This window comes from Providencia rettgeri, assembly GCF_001874625.1.
In the GTDB taxonomy this organism is placed as follows: Bacteria; Pseudomonadota; Gammaproteobacteria; order Enterobacterales; family Enterobacteriaceae; genus Providencia; species Providencia huashanensis.
On record NZ_CP017671.1, the window covers coordinates 1,612,256 to 1,632,459 of the forward strand.

Consider the following 20,204-nt stretch of genomic DNA (forward strand, 5'->3'; position numbering starts at 1 on the left):
GGATGAAAGAAGGGCAGTATAGCGTCTATTTTATTAAAAAATAATAAGCTAATTATGGTGAATGGTATTATAACGTGAGAAACCCGTTAGCTCTGTTAGCTAACGGGATTTGGTGATTAATACTTGTGATTAAGCATTAGCTTCGTTTTTATCGGCATTTTTCAACATTTTTCTGACAGGGATAATCAGTGCAGCTAAAACAACGGCACAGATCACTAGCGCAATAGAAACATGAGAGAATAACTCAGGCATAGAATCTAATTGGTCTTTGCGGATATTACCGCCCATGATACCAGCGGCAAGGTTACCTAATGCACTAGCACAGAACCATAAGCCCATGACTTGCCCACGCATTTTTTGTGGCGCTAATAGTGTCATTGTCGCAAGCCCAATAGGGCTTAAGCATAATTCGCCCAATGTAAGCAGTAAAATGCTCGCTACTAACCAAAATGGGGATACACCGCTTTGAGTGGCGAGAACTTGGTTTGCGGCTACCATCATGATAGCAAAGCCAGCAGCAGCAAATAAAATACCAATCACAAATTTAGTCATGCTGCTTGGGTTCATGTTGCGTTTAGCTAACGAAGGCCAAAACCAACTAAATACCGGTGCTAACAGAATGATAAATAACGCGTTAATTGATTGGAACCAAATAGTAGGGATTTCGAAACTGCCCATTTGGCGGTCAGTATAGTCACGAGCAAAAATATTAAAAGAGGTTGGTTTTTGCTCAAATGCTGACCAGAAGAAGGCCGCTGCGACCAGTAAAATTAAACAGGCAATTAGGCGAGAACGTTCGCTGCTGTTTAAGCCCCCAAAGAAAAACATAAATAAGAAATAGAGACCCACACAAGCGGAAATTACATAAGCCGAGCTTTTGGCTATCATTGAAGCATTAAATGGGATCGTTCCGTTGTCGATTAATACGACAAGAATAGCTAACAGCACCATCGATAATGTAACCCACTTACCGACATTTTTGCGTTGAACAGTAGGGCGGTTCCATGTGGAATCGAGGCCGACTTCTTTATCATAACGGCGCATTTGTGGAATAGCGTAGAAGCGGAAGATAAGCAAAGCAATTAACATACCTACGCCACCAAGGCCAAAACCTATGTGCCAGCCATACTTTTCATGCAATGGGCCTATGATTAATGGGGCTATGAATGAACCCATGTTAATCCCCATATAAAATAGAGAGAAACCGCCATCACGGCGTGTATCTTCTTTCTTATATAAGGTACCGACCATAACGGTAATACAGGTTTTAAATAACCCGGTTCCCAAGACAATCAGTAATAAGCCTACGAAAAAGAAAGTATTGGTTAAAAAGGCGGACATTGCGATGGATAAGTGCCCAAATGCAATAATTAATGAGCCATACCATACCGCACGACGTTGCCCTAGCCAGTTATCAGCTAACCAGCCACCGGGTAATGACGTGATGTATACACCGCCAGCAAAAATCCCGACGATAGCGGAAGCTTGTTCAATGGGTAATTCCATTCCGCCTTGTAATAATGCCGCACTCATAAACAGGATAAGTAACGGACGAACACCATAAAAAGAAAAGCGTTCCCACATTTCTGTGAGGAAAAGTGAACTCAATGGGTATGGATGCCCAAAAAAAGTTTTTGTTTTAGTCGCAGAATTATTCATCTGTGAACTCCCATAAATTATCTCTTGAGAGGTTGTGCATGATTTAAAACACCAAGCCGAGCGCTTGAGTGTCAATTATTATTGATATGTTAACTTTCAGTTCGGAAACATATTTTTAACATACATTATTATAGAATCGCCTATATACAGAATGAATTTATAGTAAAAGGCTATATTTTAAGGTGAAAATTCGATATAACTCTCATTTTTCACGATAAGGTAGGGGAAGATACAGGATTTTTGTTGACAATAAAAGAAAGATTTTTGAATCGATTAAGTTGTTTAAAAACAATTAGTTATATTATTTTTGGTTAGATTTTCACTCGGTAAGTCAGTAAAGCTTAGAAATCATCGGGTTTTTGTGCAATAAATAGCTTGTTAGTTATGGGTCTGAAGGTGATGCGCGTAAGTCATCGGACTGGCGCCTGATGACTAACCATGAATAGATTAAGTTGACGAGAACCAAAGCGGATGTGAAGAAAAATACCGCCCTAAAACCATAACTTGCTGCAACAAATGACCCCATTAAAGGCCCTGTCACATTGCCGACATCGCGCAGTGCTTGGTTATAGCTGAAAATTCGCCCGGTAACTTGGTGAGAAATGTTATAAATAATCAAGGTTTGCACTGCGGGTAAGAGCGCCGCATTTAAGGCTCCGAGCATAAATCGCAGAAAGCCTAATTCCCAATAACTCCCAACAAGGCCCATAGGAAATAGAATGAAGATAGAGGTACCTAGTGCCGCAAGTAAAACTTTTTCAGGGCCTATTCGGTCACTAAGCTTACCTAGCATCGGAGCGCTAATTAAAGCTGCTACGCCAGGTATAGAGGCAATAACCCCACTGACAAACGCGAGATTTTCTAAAGAATGGGATAGGTCACGGACATAGAGGGTGATAACAGGGTTTATTGACCCCATAGCGGCTTGAATAATCATGGTGGTGAAAAACAAGCTAATCACTAGGTTTTTATTGCGTAATGAAGCAAAAACTTGTTTACCTGACAGTGCGTCTTTACGTGAAACAGGGGTGAAACGTTCCCGTACATAGAAAAGAGTGACAAAAAAGCAAATGAATAAGACGGTGGCGGTGATAAAAAATACTGGGCGTAGGCCATATTGGTCAGCAAGTAAGCCACCAATCAGTGGGCCAATCAGAGCCCCACTGACCGCACCTGTCGCGAGAACCCCCATTGCCCAACCACTTTTTTTCACTGGGACTTGAGTGGCGATCAGTGCGTTGGCATTGGGGACAAACCCACCTAGCAGGCCCAGTAATGCCCTTAAAGCCAGTAGTTGCCAAATATTTTGCGCAAAGCCAATTAATACCATTACGATAGCCATACCTAAGGCAGAACGTAATAACATTAATTTACGCCCTTTACGGTCGGACAAGCGCCCCCAAAATGGTGCCGCAATGGCTGAAAATAAGAAGGTAATACTGAAAACTGCGCCGGTCCATAAGTTCAACGAAGCATGGTCTTTGACACCGAGTTGCTCGATGTAAAGGGGGAGAAAAGGCATAATCAAGCTAAAGGCGGCACCGGTTAAAAAACACCCGAACCACACAACGTAGAGATTTCGTTTCCAATAGCCTGTTTTTCCTGTCATACATTGTCCTTCAGTATTGCTGGCTTCACTTAGTTGCCCCTTATACGACGAAATTTTAAAGGGGCTTCAAAGTGTCACCTAGCTGTAGGTCAAATTATTCAGGAGAAAGAATGAATTAAGGTAATGAACTACAGCTAAAAGTTAATGGTGTATTTTATCTAAATCCCCATACAAAGAAGATTCTCCTTCGGGACGCGTCTTGAAACGGCGGTGTAGCCACATATATTGCTCAGGCGCTCTAAGGATTTCTTTTTCAATGATTTGATTCATTTTTGTTGCCGTCGCAAGGTTATCTTCAATAGGGAAGTTATCTATAGCTGGCTGGATGATTAATTCGTAGCCTTTTGCATTCGGTAAACGCTTTGGCGTAAAAGGCACCACTAAAGGTGATGCAAGACGCAAAATAATTTGTGAACCATTGGTGGTCGCGGCATTTTTTACGGCAAATAATGGTGCAAAAGTACTGTTACGTGGGCCATAATCGTGATCAGGGGCATACCAGAGAATTTCCCCATTTTTTAAGTCACGCACCATTCCTTTCATATCTTTGCGGTCAAGCATGTATTTGTTAGAACGCAAGCGGCCACGAGTTTGCAGCCAATCGAGTAAATCATTGTCATTAGCCCGATACACACCGATCCCTGGGTTTAACATTCCAAAAGCTCGGGCACCAATCTCAAGTGTTAGGAAGTGCACACCAAGGGCGATAATCCCTCGGCCTGTTTCTCGTGCTGCGGCTGCATTTTCAGCCCCAATAACTTTAACCCAACGCTGGACTCGCCAATCAGGCCAAAACCATGCCATACCGGTTTCAAAAAGCCCCATACCAACTGATTCAAAATTTTTGTCGATACAGAGCTGCCTTTCTTTTAAGCTCATATCTGGAAAGCATAGCTCAAGATTGCGATCAGCAACTTGAACCCGTTTCTTTAAAAAGCGCATCGACAGTAGACCTAAACGAGTTCCCAGCCAATAAATAACGGGATAAGGCAATAAAACAAGCAGATATAAGATGCCAATACCCACCCATGTTAACCAGTAACGAGGGTGAAGAAAACGTTTTTGAAATTTTGGGGCTAATATCATGAGTATCCGAATATTTTAGTTAGTCATGGTTAATGAATAAAAAGACTAGGTTAAATTATATCAAATTATTCGTTTAAAGCGTTAACCGCCTGCATGGTACTCATTAACTCAGCTAAATTACGTACCGCCATTTTTTCCATTACTCGCGAACGATGAACCTCAACGGTTCGTACAGAAACGCAGGCTGCCTCGGCAATTTCACGGTTAATCAAACCTTGCAAAACGTAGTGGCAAATGTCTTTCTCGCGGGGAGTGAGCGTCTCATAACGTTGTTTTAATAAATAACGTTCAGTTGCCTTTGTTGTTTGAGCCCGCGCTTGGTCAAGGGTTTTTGCCAGTAGTTGGCTATCTATCGGTTTTTGCAGGAAATCGACAGCCCCTAATTTAACTTGTTCCACTGCCATTGGAATATCACCATGACCCGACAGAAATATGACCGCTAGCGTGCTTTGTTGCTCCCTAAGATACCGATGAACTTGCCGACCATCCAGTTTAGGCATACGCATATCCAACAAAACCACTCCTTCTTGATGAAGGGCTGCATTCTGAATAAATGTTTCGCTGTCATTCCACACGGTGACACTATAGCCAAGGGTTTCTAGTAAAAATTGGCAAGCATCGGTCACATCGGTGTCATCATCCACTAGATGAATAACTGGCATCAATTTATACCTCGTAGTTTAGAGGGGGACAAAATAAAGTATTAGCTGATGAGCGTTGATTGTCTTAATAAAGCTATTGTCACATAGACTTAAAGTTAATGTTATCAATTGTGTGGCAAAACATGCTTAATTTATTGAATTATTATAGTAGTTGAAAATTAAGGTCACTCGTAGGCCATTTAACCCTTCATCAGTGATATTATTTTCAATGCGAATATCGCCGCCTTGGCTTTGGATCAAACGCTGGCAGATCACCAACCCTAGCCCCAAACCTTCTTTTTTAGTGGTATGAAATGGGATGATCCCTTGTTCTAGTTGTTCGGTCGGCATTCCTCCTGCGTTATCTTGTAAAACCAGAAGAAAGCGGTCTTGTGCAAAGTGAAAACCAAAGCTCAGGGTTGTGGCTCCGGCTTGTAAACTGTTGCTCACTAAATTAGAAAGGAGTTGTTCAAGCAGTGTATCGGGCAAAGTCAGGGTGACATCAGGTGTCTCTGGTAATAGCAATTTTGCATCTGGATAGTGCTGATCTACACGTAAAAGTTGCCAGATATGATTAATGGCTTGCCTCACTGATTGCTGGTTTAATGTTACCGCTGGGTCTTGACCCGGTTTCCCTGCCCAAAGACGTAAGTTGCGAATAATGTCTGCACCACGTTGCGCTTGGTCATCGATTTTAGTTAACGCACTAATGAGTGGGTGGTTATTTGACTCCTTGCTAAGGCGTAAGATACACCCTTGCGCATAATGACGAATGGCAGATAAAGGTTGGTTCAGTTCATGGGCAAAGCCCGATGCCATTTCGCCTAAAATATTTAATCGCTGAGCTTTTTGTAAATTGGCTTCTTGTTCTCGTAAGCGGTTGTGCGCCACTTCGAGTTGCCGGCTTCGGCGCCTAACTAAGAAGGCAATCCAAATGTGATTTACGCCTAGTAAAACAAAGAACAACGCAACAAGGCTAATAGTAATTTGGTTTTGAATGGTCCAACTGACGATATCTTGCCATATTTGCCGCTGTTGTGGATGTTGATTCACATCGCGGAGCAAAGTTTCGACTTGAGTGACTGAGGCAGGAGCCCCCCAACGCATAGTGGTATTATCCGTTGAAAGTAACGTTTTAGTGACTTTATCGACCAAATTGTCTGGAACATCGCTTAATGCGGCGAAAGACCAGTTTGGGTATAGCTCGGTACTAGTTAAACAAGATAATGAACTTGGATGCTGAATTAACGGACGAAACTGGGTTTTATCAATTAGCCCTTCACTGTGCATATTTTCTAATAAACAGACAGGGACAATGGCAGCAGACAATGAGTCATCCCGTAGTGCATATAATAGGGCATCCGCAGGGAACCCTAAAAACTGCATTTGAAAGTCTTTAGCCGCGTCATACCCCATATCTCTTAATACCTTATAGCCTAATAAGTAACCACCAAAGGCATCAGGTGAAATGGCACCGACTTTTTTACCAATCAAATGCTTTACGTCAGAAATATCACTTTCTTTTCGTACCAGTATCAAACTGCCAATCACATTACGGGTGGTGCTATTTGGTTCGACATCAGAACGTAATGATAATAGCCAGCGCAAGTGATAGCGATTATCTAATTGAATAAACTGCGCGGGGTTGGTCAGTAAAAAATCAATTTTGCGGTTAGAAATAGCTTCTTTCATTTCATCAAGGTTTAACGGCAATAAAGTAAACCGTTCCCCCTGAATAGAATCATTGAGTGTGTCAATTAATGGTTGCCAATGGGATTGTGTGGTACTGGGCCCACGCAAAGCCAGTACCCCGATGGTCCATTGTGCAGAAATGGCCGGTAAGGACCACATAAGCAGCGTAATTAATAGTATGTGATACAACGGTATAGATGTTTTTTTTAACATATTTGGCTTATTCGTTGCGTTAGATCAATTTAGCTACGGGTATGTGGTAAACCACAATAGGGCGGTGGTGCCTCTCTTCTTACAATGGCATTACAAGTTTTATCAAGATAATACAGTAGTTTTAAAGAGAAATAACAATTTCAGTGGTTATCTTAACGAGACTGTATTCATTGTCAATAACACATGCAATACAAATAACATATTGATTAATAACTTTTATTTTCGCATTAGCAATGTCAGTACTGGAGCCTATTATGGATCTGAGTAAACGAAAATTTCTACAACAAATTGGGGCTGTGACTGCGGGAGCATCATTAATTCCCATTGCAGAAGCTGGTCTAAATTTTTCTCCTACGCGTAGAGAAGGCAACCCAGAAAAACGATATGGAATGTTGATTGATTTACGTCGTTGTATTGGTTGCCAATCTTGCACAGTCAGCTGCTCTGTTGAAAACCAAACCCCTCAAGGGCAATTTAGAACCACAGTTAACCAATATCAAGTTGCGGTTAAGGGCGAAGAAGGGTTTACCAATGTACTTCTACCTCGCTTATGTAACCACTGCGATAATCCTCCTTGCGTACCCGTATGCCCTGTTCAAGCAACTTTCCAACGGGAAGACGGCATAGTAGTCGTTGATAATGAACGTTGCGTAGGGTGTGCTTACTGTGTACAAGCCTGCCCATATGATGCGCGTTTTATCAACCATTCAACCCAAACTGCAGATAAATGTACGTTTTGCGCTCATCGTTTAGAAGTTGGTTTATTACCTGCTTGTGTTGAATCTTGTGTAGGTGGGGCTCGCATTATCGGTGATTTAAAAGACCCTAACAGTACTATTCGTAAAATGCTGACTGAGCATGAAGCAGAAATTAAAGTACTCAAGCCAGAAAGTGGCACCTTACCGCAAGTATTCTATCTCGGTTTAGATGATGCGTTTGTTCAGCCGCTGCAAGGTAAAGGGCAGCCCGCGTTATGGCAGGAGGTATTCTGATGAATGGCCAAGTGACTTATATTTCTGAAATGATGGCTCAGCCACAAGAATTTTTTTGGCTTCCTTGGGCGGTACAATACTTTTTCTTTATTGGAATCGCCTCTTGCGCGGTGCTGTATGCCTGTTATTTACATTGGCAAAACAAAAGTGAAAACAGCCGCTTAGAAATGATTTCCGTATTTATTGCTATCACAATGGGGATCACTGCACCGCTTGCACTAACGGCAGATTTACACCAAACCGCAAGAGTGTGGCATTTTTATGCACACCCAACGTTATGGTCTTGGATGTGGTGGGGCTCTGTATTATTACCCTTATTTACCACATTTATCGGCTTATACTTTGTTGCTTTAATCGTCAAAATGATTTGGAAAAAACACTTTAAAGCGACGCGCTGGGTGGCATTGCTTGCCGCATTATCGGCAATTGGCCTGCTACTTTATACCGGTCGTGAGGCATCTGTATTAACGGCTCGCCCAATCTGGAACAGCTGGTGGATGCCAGTACTTATGTTCTTGAGTGCATTGCAGGTTCTGCCTGCATTGATTGGACTCGGTGCTCGTCGTGAGCCCCAATATCAAAACCGTTTAGCACGCTTCCAAGTGATTACATTGTTACTATTTGCTGTCTGTTTTGCGCTATGGCTTTCAGGGGATACCACATCGGGTATTGCTGTACGCCAACAAATAGACATGGCGAGCCCAGGTTGGTGGATGCTAATGGGGGTATGTGCACTGTGGTTAGTGGCTTTCGGAATGTCTGTGAGTAATGTAAAAGCCGTTCGCTCTGTCCCTTACATTACCGTTTTAGCATTAGTATCGATGGCTTTTGCTTGGACATTACGTTGGATTTTCCTAATGGAAGTTCAAGCTGTACCAAAATATAACATTATCGCTAACCCATATCATTTCCCACTGGGAACCGATGGACTATTGGCTATCGTAGGAACATTTGGTTTATGGATTGCGTTAACAATTATTGTTCGTGAAGGTGTTCGCTGGTTTGCGGGGAGAGTGCAACATGGCTAAATTCTCAAGACGTCAATGGCTTAAAGGTGGTTTGGTAGTTGGTGGTATCGCATTATTTGGTGCAAGCTACCGAGATGTGGCCAAACGCGCAGTCGATGGGCTAGTTAACGGCACTTCTGGTAAAGTCACTCTTGACCGCATTAATGGCAACTCTTTGCGACCAGAAGGTCAGGCGACTAAAGGCTGGCAAGAAAACCCGGAACAAGTAGTTGCAATGACCCAATGCTTTGGTTGTTGGACACAATGTGGTATTCGTGCCCGTGTCGATACCGCTAAAAATGAAGTATTACGTATCGCAGGTAACCCTTATCACCCATTATCACACGAAGAGCATTTTCCTTATGGAATGCCGCTGAAAACTGCATTTAATAAAATGAGCGGGGAATCAGGGCTAGAACATCGGTCAACCGCTTGTGCACGTGGGGCAACCTTAATGGAAGGTTTAACTAGTCCACTGCGTATTTTAGAACCAATGAAACGTGTTGGTAAACGTGGAGAGGGCAAGTGGCAACGCATCAGTTTTGAGCAATTAATTAAAGAAGTTGTTGAAGGCGGTGATTTATTTGGTGAAGGCCATGTTGATGGTTTAAGAGCTATTCGTGACCTTGAAACGCCACTTGACCCAGCACAGCCAAAATTGGGCCCCAAAGCGAACCAGCTGCTGGTAACTAATGCAGGGGACGACGGGCGTGATGGGTTTATTCGTCGCTTTGCTCAAAACGCGTTTGGCAGTAAAAATTTCGGTGCCCACGGTTCCTATTGCGGTCTTGCTTATCGCGCCGGTTCGGGTGCTTTAATGGATGACTTAAACAAAAATGCGCACGTAAAACCAGATTGGGATAACGTTCGTTTTGCATTATTCCTTGGAACCTCACCTGCTCAGTCAGGTAACCCATTTAAACGCCAAGGTCGCCAGTTAGCGACAGCACGTCTGCGTGACTCGTTTAACTATGTGGTGGTTTCTCCTGCGCTACCACTGACAACCACACTGGCTAATGACCATGGTCACTGGGTGCCAGTACAACCCGGAACTGATGCAGCGTTAGTCATGGGAATGATCCGCTGGATCATTGAAAATGAGCGTTATAATGCCAAGTACCTTAGCGTGCCTAGTGAGAAATCAATGGAAGCGATGGGGGAGAAAAGTTGGACAAACTCAACGCATTTAGTCATTACTGATGATGCTCACCCATTAGCAGGCAAATTATTAATTTCATCTTATCTTACTGGCGAAGGCGACGATGAAAAAGCTTATGTCGTCCAAGATACGTCTGGTGAATTGAAACTTGCCAGTGAAGTCCCAGCCGCAGAGTTGTTTGTCACTCGCCAAGTGACATTGCATGATGGCAGTGAAGTTACCGTAAAATCGAGCTTCCAATGCTTAAAAGAAGCGGCCAATCGTATGACACTCCAAGAATATAGCGATCGCTGCCATGTTCCAGTGAAAACCATTGAATCATTAGGTAGAGCATTAACGTCATATGATAGAAAAGCTGCCGTTATTTCTCATGGCGGCATGATGGGCGGTAATGGCTTTTACACTGCATGGTCAGTCGTTATGCTTAACGCATTGATTGGTAACTTGAACTTGAAAGGTGGTGTGTCCGTTGGGGGCGGTAAATTCAACGGTGAAATGGATGGTCCACGTTACAAAATTGCCAGCTACAAAGGCAAAGTAAAACCAAAAGGCGTTGTTTTATCGCGTAGTAATGAAGTGTATGAAAAATCAGATGAGTTCAAAGCGCGCCTTGCGGCAGGGGAAAATCCGTATCCTGCAAAAGCACCTTGGTATCCGTTTGCTAAAGGGCAACTCACTGAGCAACTGGCATCAGCATTAATGGGTTATCCTTATGCATTAAAAGCTTGGATCACCAATATGACCAACCCGGTGTATGGAATCGCGGGTATCCGCCAAGTGATGGAAGAAAAACTGAAAGATCCAAAACACCTTCCGTTGATTATCGGTATTGATGCCTTTATGAATGAAACCACTGCGCTGGCAGATTATATCGTACCGGATACCCATAATTTTGAAAGTTGGGGTTTTAGCGCTCCTTGGTCAGGGGTTCAAGTTAAAGCGAGTACAGCGCGTTGGCCGATTGTTGAGTCACGCACCGCCAAAACGGCAGATGGTCAGCCCGTATCGATGGAAAGCTTCTGTATTGCAGTTGCCAAAGAATTGGGGTTACCTGGTTTTGGCGACAACGTGATTGAAGATATGGATGGCAACCTGCATTCACTAAATACAGCGGAAGATTATTATTTACGTGTTGCTGCGAATATGGCGTGGCTAGGTGAAAAACCAGTACCAGAAGCCGCTTCGGAAGATATCCAAATTAGTGGGGTAGAACGTATTTTACCTGCGATCACCAATACGCTAAAACCTGAAGAAGTTCGCCGTGTTGCTTATATCTTTACGCGAGGTGGCCGTTTCGCACCATATGAAAAAGCATGGGATGGCGATGCAACTGGTCCGCAATGGAAAAAAGGCTTACAAATTTGGAACCCAACTGTGGCCGTTAATCGCCACGCGATCACCGGTGAACGTTACAGTGGTTGCCCTACATATTACCCACCGCGTATGGCAAATGGTGACGATGTGAATGTGGTGTTCCCAGAAAAAGAATGGCCATTGAAACTAATGTCATTCAAATCCCATGTGATGAGTAGTTCGACAACAGTAATTGAACGCTTACGTCATGTTAAACCTACGAATCTTGTTGCTATTCACCCTGATGATGCTGCAAAAGTGGGGGTTAAACACGGAGATTGGATACGTATTACCACACCGGGTGGCCAAGCAGAGGCTCAAGTGAGTGTGCTTGATGGCGTGATGCCGGGAGTACTTGCAATTGAACATGGCTATGGTCATACCGAAATGGGCGCGAAACAGCATTATTTAGATGACCAACCGATGCCAATGAATGCTGCAAATGGTTCAGGGATCAATCTAAACGATTTAGGTTTTGCAGACCCAACAAGGGAAGTCGCCAATACATGGTTAGATTGGGTATCGGGTGCTTCTGTACGTCAAGGTTTACCTGCTCGAATTGAGCTCATTGGTTAAAAGAAGTAGTAAGGGTTGCTAGTGTGTGAGGGGCTGCATAGTCTCATCATTAGCAATCTGTTTTAAGCAGTTGACATTGCGCATAACACAGTGAGATTACCACACTGTAACTTCGGCAAATGCCTGGGAGGGGGAGCCCTCCCTTTTTTATTGGGTTAACGCAGAAGTGGCGAAATAGATTGCTCCAGCCCGACACTTTGTAGCATCAAAGCCCCCATCAGTATAAAGAAAACACCGGCAAAAATTTTTAATGCTATTCCCCAATATGGGGACAGCTGTTTTCCTGTTAACCGCGATAAACGAATAGCTTTATCACGCATAAAATGAACAAAAATAGCAATTAAACAAATGGTTAATGCTGTACCAACCGCCATTGCTAGCGCCGCGATAACTCCCCATGCGTATACTTCAATCACATAAGAAAACAATAATACGAGAATGGCACCAGAGCAAGGGCGTGCCCCCATTGATAGAATAATCAACACTTTACTTTTAAAACTAGATTGAATTTGGTGAGATTGGATGACGTGCTGATGACCACAGTGACAAACGGGGTGTGGTGTCAATGTGTTGGGCTGGATCATTCGCTTGGTTGATTGTGTTAATGGCTTAAGGTTTTTTATCACTAGTGGTGATAATGCCCTAGAAAGGCGTGTTTGCCAGTAACGGCGTAAAGCAGTAATACATAAAAAACAGCCAAGTATTATGACAAATAAATAGCTTAATTGTTCTGCATATAAGCTGACCTGATTCAAATGTTTGGTGGATAGCTGAAATAACACTAACACGACAGAAACTAACGTAATAGCAACGACCCCTTGTAAGAGCGATGCTAATAAACTAATGATAACACTCTGTTTTAAATGAGTTCCTTGGGTCGCTATATAGGTTGTGATAATGAGCTTTCCATGGCCAGGTCCCAGAGCATGTAAAAAACCGTATAAAAAGCTAACGGCAATTAGCAAACTTCCAGCATACAGTGGGTGTGAGCTGGTTTCTTGTAGTAAATCCGATAAACCTTGGTTTAACTGTTTTTGCCAGCCAATACTCAGTTGTAACCATGTTCCCCAATAGCGATACGCTAGCCAAATGGCGAAAGCTAATAAACTAAACGAGACAATGATTAGCAAAGTTTTTGTTGCTTTGTATACAGAGGATGAGGGGGTTAAGGACATCGAATATCAACTCGCTGTGCAAACTGTTTCCCAAGCGCTAAATCTTCTTCTGGGGTATCACTTTTATCTAAAGAAAATGCGTAAGCCCGCATCGAATCGGTGATATTGGCTTCTTGTAAGTCAATATCACAATTGGCTGCTAATTCAATTGGCAGAGTAATTTGTTGTTTATTTTGATACGTCATACTGACATAAAAGCTAGGGTCATAAGTTTGTATTTTGATATGTGAATCTGCAATAGGTAGTGGCTGCATAAATGAAGCTGTAAAGAAAAATACTAATGAAAACCCCTCTTTTTCTAAATGGTAGCTGTCAGGGATACGCTTAAAGTTAACCTTTTTGTCTTGATAATAAAAATCAGTGAAATAATTTTGCATTAAAATATTAGCCATAATAATGGCTTCTTGTTGTTTCCAGCGTGGGTCATCGGGTTTAACCCCTTTCAATTCATAGGCAATATCTGCCGATGTCATCGGGTCCATCTTCCAAACATAGCTTATACCTGAGTATTTGTTTTGTTTGGTTTCAAGGGACATTTGCATCTCAATAAAACTATGAGGATGCGCTGCAACGTGTGGCGCAAAGATAGCCAGTATTAATAGATATAAAGGAAAAAAACGTCTCATAAAGATAATCTAATTAGCCAAATATAAATATGTTATAACATAACGAATGGTGGGCGGGCATTAAAAACTTTTTGTTGATGTTTTATTTACAATACCCCTGCAAATAAAGGGTTTTTTATTAACATAATAACAGCGATAATATCCACCAAGATTAAAAAGCCTCAAGCAATGAGCTGAAATCTGAATAAATAGAAAATTATCAACGAGTTAAATAGGATTAAGAACACCATGCCAGTGTTACATAACCAAATTTCAAATAAAATATTAAAAGAACGCATGTTGGCGGAAACAGAGCCACGTACCACAATTTCTTTTTATAAATATTTTAATATTCAAGACCCAGTGGCGTTTCGCAATGAATGGTATCAACAGTTTACAGCGCTGAGTGTTTTTGGGCGTGTCTACATTGCGAAAGAAGGGGTGAATGCACAAATCAGTGTGCCTGAATCTAATGTTGATGCTTTGCGCGAACTGATATATTCCACTGATACCGCACTAAATAACCTGCGTTTAAATATTGCGATTGACGATGACGGTAAGTCTTTCTGGGTGTTACGCATGAAAGTACGTGATCGCGTGGTGGCAGATGGCATCGAAGATGAAACCTTTAACCCAGCGAATACAGGGCAATATCTGAAAGCTCACGAAGTGAATGAAATGATTGACGATCCAAACACGGTATTCGTTGATATGCGTAATCATTACGAATATGAAGTGGGGCGTTTTGATAATGCAATTGAAATTCCATCAGATACTTTTAGGGAACAACTGCCGATGGCAGTGGAAATGCTGCAAGAGCAAAAAGATAAAAATGTTGTCATGTATTGCACTGGGGGGATTCGCTGTGAAAAAGCCAGTGCATATATGCTGCATAATGGCTTTAAAAATGTATACCATGTTGAAGGTGGCGTTATTGAGTATGCACGTAAAGCAAAGGAACAAGGTTTACCATTACGTTTTAAAGGGAAAAACTTTGTGTTTGACAACCGTATGGGAGAGCGCATTACGGATGATACTTTAGCCCAATGCCACCAGTGTGGTGCACCATGTGATACCCATACTAATTGCAGTAATGATGGCTGCCACTTGTTGTTTATCCAATGCCCTAGCTGCGCAGAAAAATACGAGGGTTGCTGTAGTGTTTCTTGTACTGAGGAAATGAAACTCCCAGAGCAAGAACAACGTGCTCGCCGTGCAGGCCGTGAAGTCAGCAATAAGATTTTTAATAAATCACGTCATCGTTTATCAGATGGCTTATTAAATAAAGAATAACGATAATAAGAAAGCCCTTTAATTAGGGCTCTCTCTTAATATAAATATTTAAATACATTATAGATAAAAAACAATTCAATTCTGTTTTTTACAAACACTTTCGAAGTGATATGTCTTTTCTGTGAATAAACCGTGCTATTACTAATCCCTAGTTTCCTTGAGATAATATGATTAGGTGTTTCATTCATCCAGTTATTAATAATGTTTTGTTCTTTTGCAGTGAAGATGGATGAATCTATATTATTAGCGAGCTTCGTGATATGTTCTATTTGTTCGTGTTCTCGAATCACTTTATCAAGGGTTTGGGTAATAATATTTTTGGATAGAATGAAATAGTTATCCTTTAATAACAATGGGTTGGCTGTTTGTGGGTAAGGGGCATTTATATAAATATAAAACCTAATATTATTTTTCTATTTAATAGATCTTGTAATACTGGACAGTAATTAGAGTAATGACAATAATAAGTTAAATTAGCCAATACAATACTTGGCGTGAATTCATTTATAAACCTGATAGCTTCCTCAATACAACCTGTACTAATAAATTCTAATTTTTCATTTTTAGATAAATATTCAGTAATGCCAAGTCTAGTGTAATAACATTCATCAATAACTAATATTCGCATCGGGAACATCCTTGTTCGAAAAGAGTCTTACAATAAATGGGAATTGCTAGTGAAGTCAACCGAGGATTAATAAAAATAGTAAATAGTGTTTTTATTTAAAATTGTTATTTAGTTAAAAAGGTACAAGTAGTTATATATAAATATATAACTACTTGTTTGGTGAATATTATATAAAATAAAATGGATATTAAATTCTTAAATATCCATTCATTTCCCTAGTGTGTTTTAAGATTAAGTTCGATATATTCGCCTGACTCTATCTTATCTACGCCAGCTTGAAGTATATTAATCAATTGCTTAGCAACATCAGTCGTTAGCCACATAGTTTTATCCACAATGGCATCTCCTGAGTTTTTATCTTGTTCAGGGAGGTAGTGCAAACGCAACATCATCGCATCGTAGGAATCTACTGTGCTGATGTCCCAGCCAACAACTGGGTGAGTTTGAATAACATCATCTTTTCTATTCATGAAACCTCCTAATCAAACAGCGTGATAAATAGTAAATATCTATAACTGACTAAGAGCAATGTTCTCGAAATGAAGCCACTTTTAGTATAAGGAGATTTCGCTAATAAGGAAGCAATTAAAAATTTTTTTTGTATAAATGGCAGGAAATGCACAAAAATGGTGAGTATGACTATAAAAAGTAATATAGGAAGCCCAAATAGCTTCCTATAAGTGCTAATTATTTAGAAAGTGCGATTGTCCACTGAGAGTCCTCACCTGCTAAGAAAGGGACCAGCTTGTCATTACAACAATCAATTGATTCACAAGTAATATTGGGCTCTTTAGTTAATGTAATAAACCCGTCGTTAACAGGTAAATTATAAAACTTAGGGCCATTGAGTGAACAGAATGCTTCGAAGTGTGCTAGAGCGCCAAGTTCTTCAAAAACAGTGGCATAAGCGGCTAATGCAGTTGGCGCATTAAACACGCCAGCACACCCACAAGATGATTCTTTACGTGATTGCACATGTGGAGCCGTATCGGTACCTAGGAAAAAACGGTCACAGCCTGATGCTACCGCTGAGCGAAGTGCTTCTTGGTGAACGTTACGTTTTAAAATAGGTAAGCAGAATAAATGTGGCCTGACACCACCGACTAACATGTGATTACGGTTAAACATTAAATGCTGTGGTGTCAATGTGGCTGCGGTATATTCATTTGCTTCTTGGACGTATTGGGCCGCTTCTTTGGTCGTGATATGCTCAAACACAACCTTTAATTGTGGAAACTGCGCGCGCAAAGGTAGCATAACGTGTTCTATAAACAGCGCTTCACGGTCAAAAATATCAATATGGCTAGCGGTTACTTCCCCATGAATTAGCAAGGGCATACCTGCTTGTTCCATAGCCGCTAGTACGGGATAAATCTTTTTGATATCTGAGACACCATGGCTGGAATTAGTTGTCGCATTGGCAGGATACAATTTACAAGCCGTAAATACCCCTTCATGGAAGCCTTTAATCAGCTCAACAGGGTCAGTGCTATCAGTGAGGTAACATGTCATCAAGGGGGTAAATTGGTGACCTTCTGGAACGGCTTGAATAATACGTTCACGATAAGCTTTTGCCGCTTCAATTGTCGTCACTGGGGGGACAAGATTAGGCATGACAATGGCACGGCCAAAAAATTCACTCGTATAGGGAACGACCGTTTTTAACATATCATCATCGCGAAAATGAACATGCCAATCATCAGGGCGGCGGATTGTTAGGGTAGTTACAGTTGTCATTAAACCGGCTCCATAAGGGTAGAGAGGGGTGATGAGCGGGTGCTCAAGCCGGGATAGAATGATAAAGGGAAAGTCAAAAAATAGCTATGAGAAATCACAATTAAGGTTAATGTCATAGATAGATGAGGGGGAGATTAATGTACCAAAAGCAAAAAGCCTGCTTAATGATTAAGCAGGCTTTTCTAAATGATTGGCTCCTCCAGCTGGACTTGAACCAGCGACATACGGATTAACAGTCCGCCGTTCTACCGACTGAACTATGGAGGAACTCCTTGGTACGCAGAGGATATTAGCTTTCTCTTACTGGATTGTCAAAGGAGAATATCGAAAAAAAAGTTCGTTTGGCTGTTATCTGTGCGAACTGGGGGAAGTTTGATCGAAAATGATTTGGTGACAGTGAATTGAGGTTCATGCTGATAGGTAAATGAGTTAAAAGGTAAACCTCTATCATCTGTTCGTGGCTAAATTTTAGGTTGTTATTTCAGTGACTAACTTGTGGCTAATCACTGAGTTTGTAAACACGATTTGGTCGTCAAGAGACCTAGAAGCGTTAAAGAGGGATAACTAACACGGGTTGTCGAACGCCATTTAGCAAACCGCGGGTAACAGAAGTATTAAGCCAGCTAATACGCTTTTTGCTTTGAGAGCGCTATTTATTGTCCAAGCTTGGCATCTGCGTTTAGATAGAGACCCTGCACATCAATGGTTACGACAAGCGATAAAACAAATTTTCCTTGAAAAAGAGTGAGTGAAAATATACGGGGGAATTTATAATGGGGGCTTTACGGTATATAACCAGTTTGTGTGTGGTGGGTACTCAGTAGAAATAGATAGCAAAAAGCCCGCACTAGGCGGGCTTCTTAAATTTGGCTCCTCCAGCTGGACTTGAACCAGCGACATACGGATTAACAGTCCGCCGTTCTACCGACTGAACTATGGAGGAATTGCTTTGTTCCTGAGAACGAGGCGCATATTACCCATCCTATACTCAGTTGTAAAGCATAAAAATAAAAAAAATGATTAACTGCGTGTTAAGTAAGCAACTTGATGGTTATCTACCCCAATATGCATCAAAATTCAGGAAGTTTAGATAGTCATAGATAACAGAAAGGAATAAAAGGGCGAACCATTTTTTTGCCGATAGTACTGATAAGCTATAAGTACAACGAAAGTGAAGTTATTCGTTGAACCAATAATTTGCATCAACAATGATATGAAATAAAAAAGAGAGGATAGGCATGGATAACAAAAAGCCCGCACTAGGCGGGCTTCTTAAATTTGGCTCCTCCAGCTGGACTTGAACCAGCGACATACGGATTAACAGTCCGCCGTTCTACCGACTGAACTATGGAGGAATTGCTTGTTCCTGAGAACGAGGCGAATATTAACGAGATCGACTCAGGCTGTCAACGGTAAAAACACAAAAAAAATCTAATTGCTCACTCACTGTTCATTATGGCTAACTTTTACGCTAGATAATTGATAATGCATTAATTTTGTGTTGCTAATTTACCTTGTAATGGCGTAGAAACTTCAGGGAAAACGACATGATAAATATCATAAAATGAAATTTCCCCTTTCAAGGCAATTAAACGTGATATTTCTTGCTTAATGGCTTGGCTAACCTCTTTCGAATCAAGTATTTTACGCACTGCGTTATCTGAAACTGGCTCAGTGACAAACCACTCACCGTTATAGCAAACACGTAAATCTAATACGCCGATATCTTCAAAGTGATAAACGGGTTTAATATCAAAAAGTAAAACACTGGCTAAAACTAAAAATAAGACAGTAATACCGAGTGTCCAATAAGGGCCAAAATATGGCGCGTACCAAAGAATAATAGCAAGAGGGATATAAGCGGCGACCATACCGATACATAAGTAAGGGTGATTACCAAGGAACTGGCTATTAAAGTAAGGCTTACCATCACGTTTTTCGCGTTTATTGATGGCATCTAAATCTTCAATGAGTATTTGTTTGATAATATCCATGTGATAACTCTCTGTCAGATATCTATACTAGGAGAGTATCACGAGCAGATTCGATTGTTATATATCAGTTAAGAAAAATATTTACTGGGATTGTCATTGTGGTGGGCATTTCTTGATTGTCTTTTTATAAAACGGGGCTCTTTTTATTAAATTTTTTTGTAAACTATCAACCAAATGCTGTGTTTTTATTAACATTATAGCCTGTAAAAGTGACGAACTCGAAAAAATTGCACAATTTTAGCGTTTGAACATATAAAATAGTTGCTATTATCTTTAAGTCATGAGTTAATGAGTATCGGCCTGTTTAGCAGTCCTATTTGATGTATGATTACTAAGTTAGTGTGTTCTAAAGAAGAAAGTTATCACAGATAGCCTTTGACCGTGACGCTTCATCTTGGTGTTTTCCTGATTAAATAGTTGACTCTGGCCCGTATATGCCAAAAAGGCAAGTTTTTTTGATGTTATATAGGAAAAGTCAAATGTCCGACAAAATGAAAGGTCAAGTTAAGTGGTTCAACGAGTCTAAAGGCTTCGGTTTCATCACTCCTGCTGATGGTAGCAAAGACGTTTTCGTCCACTTCTCTGCCATTCAGGGCGCTGGTTTCAAAACTCTGGCTGAAGGCCAGCAAGTTGAATTCACCATTGAAAACGGTGCAAAAGGCCCAGCAGCTGCTAACGTAACTGCAATCTAAGCTTATTGCTTAACTGATTTTCTAAAGCCCGTCATTTCTAATGACGGGCTTTTTCGTTTTTATTACATTTATGATTAACATCATTTCATTGGA

17 protein-coding genes and 3 tRNA genes are annotated in these 20,204 nt (G+C 41.2%); 5 read left to right on the forward strand and 15 right to left on the reverse strand.

The window, feature by feature from the left end; genetic code table 11:
• Positions 1–129 precede the first annotated feature (129 nt).
• The 5 genes from RB151_RS07125 to ttrS all read right to left on the reverse strand — a co-directional run bounded on the left by RB151_RS07125 (position 130) and on the right by ttrS (position 6,900).
• On the reverse strand, positions 130–1,659 hold the full coding sequence (locus tag RB151_RS07125; protein WP_048606759.1) for a peptide MFS transporter: 1,530 nt from the start codon (positions 1,657–1,659) through the stop codon (positions 130–132).
• Between the two features lie 382 nt (positions 1,660–2,041).
• On the reverse strand, positions 2,042–3,268 hold the full coding sequence (gene mdtG / locus RB151_RS07130) for a multidrug efflux MFS transporter MdtG (protein ID WP_042847978.1): 1,227 nt from the start codon (positions 3,266–3,268) through the stop codon (positions 2,042–2,044).
• A 141-nt stretch (positions 3,269–3,409) separates the two neighbouring features.
• Positions 3,410–4,354: a Kdo(2)-lipid IV(A) acyltransferase gene (locus RB151_RS07135; protein WP_042847977.1), complete on the reverse strand. Its 945-nt coding sequence runs from the start codon at positions 4,352–4,354 to the stop codon at positions 3,410–3,412.
• Between the two features lie 65 nt (positions 4,355–4,419).
• Complete coding sequence (gene ttrR / locus RB151_RS07140; protein WP_048606760.1) at positions 4,420–5,016, reverse strand: tetrathionate respiration response regulator TtrR; 597 nt, start codon at positions 5,014–5,016, stop codon at positions 4,420–4,422.
• Between the two features lie 126 nt (positions 5,017–5,142).
• Complete coding sequence (gene ttrS / locus RB151_RS07145; protein WP_071547921.1) at positions 5,143–6,900, reverse strand: tetrathionate respiration histidine kinase TtrS; 1,758 nt, start codon at positions 6,898–6,900, stop codon at positions 5,143–5,145.
• A gap of 254 nt (positions 6,901–7,154) precedes the next feature.
• On the opposite strand from ttrS, the gene ttrB reads away from it, so the two are divergent.
• Genes ttrB through ttrA form a run of 3 tightly spaced genes read left to right on the forward strand, consistent with a single transcriptional unit; the run spans position 7,155 to position 11,987 of the window.
• Positions 7,155–7,892 (forward strand): tetrathionate reductase subunit TtrB, encoded by a 738-nt coding sequence (ttrB, locus tag RB151_RS07150; RefSeq protein ID WP_042847974.1) that lies wholly within the window; start codon positions 7,155–7,157, stop codon positions 7,890–7,892.
• Complete coding sequence (gene ttrC, locus RB151_RS07155; RefSeq protein ID WP_080972710.1) at positions 7,874–8,920, forward strand: tetrathionate reductase subunit TtrC; 1,047 nt, start codon at positions 7,874–7,876, stop codon at positions 8,918–8,920. Before ttrB ends, ttrC begins: the two co-directional genes overlap by 19 nt.
• Positions 8,913–11,987: a tetrathionate reductase subunit TtrA gene (gene ttrA, locus RB151_RS07160; RefSeq protein ID WP_071547922.1), complete on the forward strand. Its 3,075-nt coding sequence runs from the start codon at positions 8,913–8,915 to the stop codon at positions 11,985–11,987. The genes ttrC and ttrA overlap by 8 nt, the downstream gene beginning before the upstream one ends.
• A 155-nt stretch (positions 11,988–12,142) precedes the next feature.
• On the opposite strand, the gene RB151_RS07165 is transcribed toward ttrA, so the two are convergent.
• A complete protein-coding gene (locus RB151_RS07165) occupies positions 12,143–13,162 on the reverse strand; it encodes a nickel/cobalt transporter (protein WP_052219431.1) in 1,020 nt (339 codons plus the stop codon).
• Positions 13,153–13,788 carry a DUF1007 family protein gene (locus tag RB151_RS07170; protein WP_042847966.1) on the reverse strand — a complete coding sequence of 212 codons (636 nt, stop codon included), beginning with the start codon at positions 13,786–13,788 and terminating at the stop codon, positions 13,153–13,155. The genes RB151_RS07165 and RB151_RS07170 overlap by 10 nt, the downstream gene beginning before the upstream one ends.
• 228 nt (positions 13,789–14,016) lie before the next feature.
• Between RB151_RS07170 and RB151_RS07175 the strand changes: the two genes are divergently transcribed.
• A complete protein-coding gene (locus RB151_RS07175; protein ID WP_042847962.1) occupies positions 14,017–15,060 on the forward strand; it encodes a rhodanese-related sulfurtransferase in 1,044 nt (347 codons plus the stop codon).
• Between the two features lie 35 nt (positions 15,061–15,095).
• Here the strand turns inward: RB151_RS07175 and RB151_RS23585 are convergent, their stop codons facing one another.
• From RB151_RS23585 to RB151_RS07210, 8 genes are all read right to left on the reverse strand, one after another.
• The gene (locus tag RB151_RS23585) at positions 15,096–15,248 is read right to left on the reverse strand and encodes a LuxR C-terminal-related transcriptional regulator (RefSeq protein WP_230083759.1); all 153 of its coding nucleotides are present in this window, start codon (positions 15,246–15,248) and stop codon (positions 15,096–15,098) included.
• Between the two features lie 194 nt (positions 15,249–15,442).
• Positions 15,443–15,688, reverse strand: coding sequence for a hypothetical protein (locus RB151_RS24175; protein WP_237071519.1), 246 nt, complete (start codon positions 15,686–15,688; stop codon positions 15,443–15,445).
• A 215-nt stretch (positions 15,689–15,903) separates the two neighbouring features.
• Positions 15,904–16,158, reverse strand: a complete 255-nt coding sequence (gene bssS / locus RB151_RS07185; protein WP_042847959.1) for a biofilm formation regulator BssS — start codon at positions 16,156–16,158, stop codon at positions 15,904–15,906.
• Between the two features lie 217 nt (positions 16,159–16,375).
• A complete protein-coding gene (gene pyrC / locus RB151_RS07190; protein ID WP_071547923.1) occupies positions 16,376–17,425 on the reverse strand; it encodes a dihydroorotase in 1,050 nt (349 codons plus the stop codon).
• A 191-nt stretch (positions 17,426–17,616) separates the two neighbouring features.
• A tRNA-Asn gene (locus RB151_RS07195) sits at positions 17,617–17,692 on the reverse strand.
• 600 nt (positions 17,693–18,292) lie between these two features.
• Positions 18,293–18,368 (reverse strand) — tRNA-Asn (locus RB151_RS07200).
• 336 nt (positions 18,369–18,704) lie between these two features.
• Positions 18,705–18,780, reverse strand: a tRNA-Asn gene (locus RB151_RS07205).
• A 135-nt stretch (positions 18,781–18,915) separates the two neighbouring features.
• Positions 18,916–19,419, reverse strand: coding sequence for a YlaC family protein (locus RB151_RS07210; RefSeq protein WP_042847955.1), 504 nt, complete (start codon positions 19,417–19,419; stop codon positions 18,916–18,918).
• Between the two features lie 479 nt (positions 19,420–19,898).
• Here RB151_RS07210 and cspE point away from each other — a divergent pair, with 479 nt between their 5' ends.
• On the forward strand, positions 19,899–20,111 hold the full coding sequence (gene cspE / locus RB151_RS07215) for a transcription antiterminator/RNA stability regulator CspE (protein ID WP_008911725.1): 213 nt from the start codon (positions 19,899–19,901) through the stop codon (positions 20,109–20,111).
• The last annotated feature ends 93 nt before the right edge of the window (positions 20,112–20,204 follow it).